Source organism: Geodermatophilus sp. SYSU D00742 (assembly GCF_054049935.1).
The window spans coordinates 1-5,581 of sequence record NZ_JBJGYJ010000066.1 but is presented as its reverse complement, the minus strand read 5'-3'; the positions used below and the strand labels follow the sequence as shown (position 1 = coordinate 5,581).

The following is a 5,581-nucleotide window of genomic DNA, read 5'->3' as shown; positions in this document are numbered from 1 at the left end:
ATCCCCGGGCCGCGGCGGGACGCCGGGGGGGCGGGCGGCGGGCGCCCCCCCCCCGGGGCCGCGGGCGCGCGCCCCCCCCCCCCGGCGCTCGCCGATGGCCGCGGCCAGCTGCTCGGCCACCTGCCGTGGGGTCCGGGCGGGGTCACCCTCGAGCCCGACGTCCAGCGCGGTGGCGGTGAGCTCGTCCCACAGGGCGGCGGCGCTGCCGTCGGACAGCCGGCGCCGCCGCTGCAGCGCCCGCAGCCCGGCCGGCACCGCGGCCACGGCGGCCGTGCCGAGCAGCACGGCGGCGCCCAGCAGCACGGGGCGCAGCCAGTCCGCCGACGCCCGGGCCGTCTGCGGCGCCGGCACCGCCTGGGGCACGGGCTCCAGCTGCGGTGCGGGGGTGACCGGGCCGGGCAGCGGGACGACCGGGGCGTCGGCGCGGTCGTCGGCCTCCTGGTCCTGCACCCGCGGGGACCACGGCAGCTCCACGGCCCGGTCGACGTCGATCGGGGTGGGGTCGAACGGGATCCAGCCGAGGTCGTCGAAGTAGGCCTCGACCCAGGCGTGCGCGTCGTCGCTGGTGACCAGCCGGCTGCCGTCGGGCTGCACGGTGCCCGGTGTGTACCCGAGCACCACCCGCGCCGGGACCCCGGCCGCCCGCACCAGCGTCGCCATCGCCCCGGCGTACTGCTCGCAGTACCCCCGGCGCAGCCGCAGGAAGTCGACCAGGTCGTCGCCGCTGGTGCCGGGCGCGGTGGACAGCGAGTACGCGTAGCCGCTCGCCGGGTCGGTGAAGTGCCCGTAGATCGCCCGGACCCGCTCGTAGGGGCTCGACAGGCCGGCGGTGAGCGAGGTGACCAGGTCGGTGGCGGCCGGGTCCAGGGGCGGCAGGGCGGTGTAGCGCTGGCTCACCGGGAAGTCGGCCGGCAGGGGCTCCGCGGCGGCCAGCTCCTCCGGGGACGGGCGCGGTTCCTGGGCGACCACCGACCAGGTCCGACCCGCGGTGGACACGTCGCGGCCGAAGACCGTGGCGGTGCCGGGGTCGAACCGCCACCGCGGGGCGTCGGTGACCGAGACCGAGACGGGGGAGTAGAGCAGCGGCAGGTAGACGTCCTCGTGCCCGAGGGCGGTGACCAGGGCGTCGACGGCCCGGCCGTCCCGCCGGCCGGGGAGGGGGGCCAGCTCGCTGTCGTCGGCCACCGCCGTCTCGCCGTCGAGGTTGCCGACCGACCAGCCGTCCTCGGCGTCGTAGACCTCCAGCGCGACCACCCGCAGGTAACCGGGGTCGTCGACGGAGGCCTCCACGCGGAGCAGGTCGATCGGCTCGTCGAGGGTCAGCTGGCCCTGCAGGGCGGCGGCCGGGTCGAGCGCCGTCCCCGTGGACCCGCCGATGCCGCGACCGATCCCGCCGGCGAAGGTGCCCTCGGTGAGGGTCGGCACGACCGCGCCCACCACCAGCCCCAGCACCACGGCCACCGCCCCCGTGCGCAGCGCGGTCAGCGTGCCGGTGCCGAGCAGCGGCCGGTGCCCGCCGGCCGGCCGGTGCCGCAGCCGGCGGTGCTGGTCGGCCCACAGCAGCAGGGCCAGCCCCGCCGCCGGCGCGGCCACCGGCAGCGCGCCGATCGTGCCGGTCACGGTGCTGACCGGCACGCAGAACAGCACCAGCAGACCGAGCCCGGCCAGCGCCGGTTGGCGGCCGCCCACCGCGACCAGGTCGACGACCACCGCGACCAGCCCGACCATGAGCGTGGTGAGGGCCAGCAGACCGGTGAGGGGCAACGCCGGCGTCGCCTGCTCCTGCAGCTCGGCCGAGCCGTCGGCCAGCACCAAGACCAGGTCGGTGAGGCTGCCGCGGGTCGGCAGCCAGCTGCCGAGGGCCCGCTCGGGGGCGAACACCCCGGTGAGCAGGCAGGTGAGCAGGGCGAGCTGGCCCACCGGTACCAGGGGGACACCGACGGCCGCCCACCGGAGCGGCACGGGGCGGCCGGGCGCCAGCGACGCCCAGAGCAGCGCCCCGGCGCCGCGCAGGAGCAGCCCGCCGACGGTGACGACGGCGACGGCGGCCAGCACCGGGGGCAGCCACGAGCGGTCGGTGAAGACGGGGACGAGCGCGCAGGTGCCCAGGGCCGTGGCGACGGCGGCGGCGACCGCGGTGCCGGCCTCGGCCAGCGCGAGCCGGGAATGCGGGCCGCTCACACCGGCACCTCGCGCAGCCCTGCCGGGGCCGTGCCGGGCCGGCCCAGCTGCGCCCACACCGCGGGCACCGGGTCGCCGGCGGAGGCCACGGCGACCCGCCAGCCGGCGGCCCGCAGCAGGCGCGCGGCGGCCTCCCGCTGGCGCACCAACTCGTCACGGGCCGCGCCGGTGACCGGCCGGCGGCTACGGGCCGACCCGGTGCCCGCCCAGCTGCCGATGTCGGCCAGCACGGCCAGGTCGGTGCCGGGGCCGGAGCGCGCGCGCACCAGCTCCGCGGCGTCGTCGGGGCCGACGGCGCCGAGCAGGGCGATGACCGGTCCGTCCCCGGCCGCCCGGGCGAGCAGATCCAGGCCCGGGCCCAGCCCGGACAGCCGGGACGGCGAGACCGCGGCCAGCCGGTCCAGCAGGTCGCCGGCGCCCAGCCCCTCGTGGTGCTCGGTGGGGGCCAGCTCCGCGGCGTCGGTGACCACCCGGAGGGTCGCGCCCCGGCCGAGGAGCTCGGTGCCGATGCTGGCGGCCGCCTCGACCAGCCACTCCAGGCTGTCCGGCGGGGGTGCGTCGCTCCCCGCGGTGCCGGCGGCGCGGTCGGCGGCGTGGCCGCGGGCGAGCACGTGCGCGCGGGTCCGGGTGTCGAGCAGCAGGGTGGCCTGCGCCCGCCACGGACGCTCCTCCAGCCGCACCATCAGCTCCCCGGTGCGCGCGGTGGCCCGCCAGTGCACCTTCCGCAGGTCGTCGCCGTGCCGGTACGCCCGCGTGCTCACGTCGTCCTCCCCGTGGACGGCGATCGAGCGGCGAGCGCCGGAGCCCCCGGCCCCGTGCCCGCCGTCCGGGCCGCCCGCGCCGAGCGGCACGACCCGCGGCACCACGAGCAGGGGAGCGCTGTCGGCTCCGGCCACGCTGCGCAGCACCAGGCCGAAGGGGTCGACCAGCCGCAGCCGCAGCGGGCCGAGCCGGTAGCGGCCGCGGCGGCCGCCGTGCACCCGGTACCGCAGCGCGGCGGTCTCCCCGCCGGGCAGCCGGTCGACGACGAACTCCGGGGTGGCGCCCAGCTCGGCCGGCACGGTCTCGGCCAGCAGCCACAGCCCGCCGGTGCCCCGGCCGGCGTTGGTCACCTCCAGGCGCACCTCGGCGTCCCCGCCCCGGGGCACCCGCGCGGGGGTCACCGTGCGGCGGGAGGCGACGCGGAACCGGCGCCGGGCGACGGCGGCCGCCGACAGCAGGGGCAGGGCGAGCACGAAGACCGCCACCTGCACCAGCGGTCGCTCGCCCAGGAGGACGCCGAGCAGCAGCAGGGTCAGGCCCGCGGCCACCAGGCACCGCCCCCGGAGGGTGAGCGTGGCGAGGGCCGTCGCCACAGGTCCGCGCACGTCAGCGTCCGCGCGGCACCGGGACGGTCGCCAGCAGGTCGGTCACCACCTGCTCGCCGCTGCGCCGGGCGGCCGCGGCGTCGGGGGTGAGCAGCAGCCGGTGGGCGAGCACCGGCACGGCGACGGTCTGGACGTCGTCGGGCAGGACGTGGTCGCGCCCGGCCAGCGCCGCGGCCGCCCGCGCCGTGCGGAGCAGCTGCAGCCCGGCCCGGGGTGAGGCGCCCAGGCGCAGGTCGGGGGAGCGGCGGGTCGCCTCCACCAGCGACACCACGTACCGGCGGACGGCCTCGGCGACGTGCAGCCGGCCGACCGCGGCGACCAGCGCCCGCACCCCCGCGGCGTCGGCCACCGGGGCCAGGGCGGCCAGGGGGTCGGTGGTGACGAGGTCGTCGAGCATGGCGAGCTCGGCCTCGCGGTCGGGGTACCCCATCGACACCCGGGCGGTGAACCGGTCGCGCTGCGCCTCGGGGAGGGGGTAGGTGCCCTCCATCTCGATCGGGTTCTGGGTGGCCATCACGAGGAACGGGCGGGCCAGCTCGTAGCTGACGCCGTCGACGGTGACCTGCCGCTCCTCCATGCACTCCAGCAGGGCCGACTGCGTCTTCGGCGAGGCGCGGTTGATCTCGTCGGCGACCACGATGTTGGCGAACACCGCGCCGGGCTTGAACTCGAACTCCCGGCTCTCCTGGTCGTAGATCGCCACGCCGGTCACGTCGCTCGGCAGCAGGTCCGGGGTGAACTGGATGCGGCGCACGCTCGCGTCGATGGAGGCGGCCAGCGCCTTGGCCAGGGTCGTCTTGCCCACGCCCGGCACGTCCTCGACCAGCAGGTGGCCCTCGGCGAGCAGCACCACGAGGGCCAGGTGGACGACGTCGGGCTTGCCGTGGACGACGCGGGCCATGTTCGCGGCGATGCGGGCGCCCTCGGCTGCGACGTCGACCGAGGAGTCCGTGCCGTCGGCGGTGCGGGTCACCTCGGTCACGAGTCCCACGGTACGTGCGCGTGGCGACCTGGGGGGTTCCCGGGACGCCGGACCGATGGCTTCCCCGACTTCCCCGGCCGGCGGTGGGCGGCCGCCCCACCGCGACGGTGCGCGACGACCTGCCGCGCGGGGTCGCACCCCACGCCGCCCCACCACGCGCCCCACCCCGCCCCACCGGGCGCCCCGGACCCCCGGACGGCGCCCTGACCAGCACAGGGGGCGGTGGGGGAGCCCGGTCACGACATGGTGTCGAGTGGTGTCTGGTGGGGGCCAGTGGGTTACTGTGTGGCCTGGTGGGGAGGCCGGGCCCGCTCGGGGTCCGCCCAGAGCGAGTGGAGGACCAGTGGGGGAGGTGATCCGGTGTTCGTCGGCAGCTATCCGCTGCGGCTCGACGAGAAGGGCCGGCTCGCACTCCCCGTCCGGTTCCGCGAGCAGGTGGCCGGCGGCATGGTGATCAAGAAGGGGCAGGAGCGCTGCATCTACGGCCTCACCATGGCCCGGGTCGCCGAGCAGAGCGCCGCGGCCGCCGCCATGGCGCCCTCCGACACCGCCGCGGCCCGCATGCGGGCCCGCATGAGCTTCGGGTCGATGGTGGAGGTGGAGCCCGACAAGACCGGGCGCATCACCATCCCGGCCAACCTGCGTGAGTACGCCGGTCTCGACCGCGACGTCGTCGTGGTGGGTGTCGACACCCGCTTCGAGATCTGGGACGCCGCCACCTGGGACGCCTACGTGGCCGAGCAGGAGGCGGTCTACGCCGACATGGAGAGCGAGGGGATGCCCACCCTCTCCTGATCCCCGCCCACCCCTCCGACCCCTCCGGGCCCCACCCCGACCGAGCCGACTTCCCCGCGGCTCGACCGGCCGGCCCGAGCCGCCTTCCCCGCGGCTCGGTCCACTCGGCGCGGAGGAGCAGCACCGCCCCCGGCCGCGTGGGCACCCGGCTCCCCCGTCGCGGACGGCCCCGGGCCCTCCCTCCCCCCCGGGCACCACCAGGCGTACTTACCCCACCCCACCCCGGCCCCCCGGGGGGCGGGGGCGCTCCACCCCC

General features: G+C 78.1%; 4 protein-coding genes. 1 reads left to right on the top strand and 3 read right to left on the bottom strand.

Annotated elements, in window-relative coordinates; all coding sequences use genetic code 11:
- From ACI78V_RS22765 to ACI78V_RS22755, 3 genes are all read right to left on the bottom strand, one after another.
- A partial coding sequence (locus tag ACI78V_RS22765) for a transglutaminase family protein (protein WP_456855077.1) occupies nucleotides 1–2,181 on the bottom strand: 2,181 nt, incomplete at its 3' end.
- Nucleotides 2,178–3,548: a DUF58 domain-containing protein gene (locus tag ACI78V_RS22760; protein ID WP_456855075.1), complete on the bottom strand. Its 1,371-nt coding sequence runs from the start codon at nucleotides 3,546–3,548 to the stop codon at nucleotides 2,178–2,180. The genes ACI78V_RS22760 and ACI78V_RS22765, both read right to left, overlap by 4 nt.
- Before the next feature lies 1 nt (nucleotide 3,549).
- The gene (locus tag ACI78V_RS22755) at nucleotides 3,550–4,530 is read right to left on the bottom strand and encodes an AAA family ATPase (protein WP_456855073.1); all 981 of its coding nucleotides are present in this window, start codon (nucleotides 4,528–4,530) and stop codon (nucleotides 3,550–3,552) included.
- Nucleotides 4,531–4,890: 360 nt separating this feature from the next.
- On the opposite strand from ACI78V_RS22755, the gene mraZ reads away from it, so the two are divergent.
- Entirely contained in the window at nucleotides 4,891–5,325 is a 435-nt protein-coding gene (gene mraZ, locus ACI78V_RS22750) for a division/cell wall cluster transcriptional repressor MraZ (protein ID WP_456855071.1), read from the top strand.
- Nucleotides 5,326–5,581: the final 256 nt, after the last annotated feature.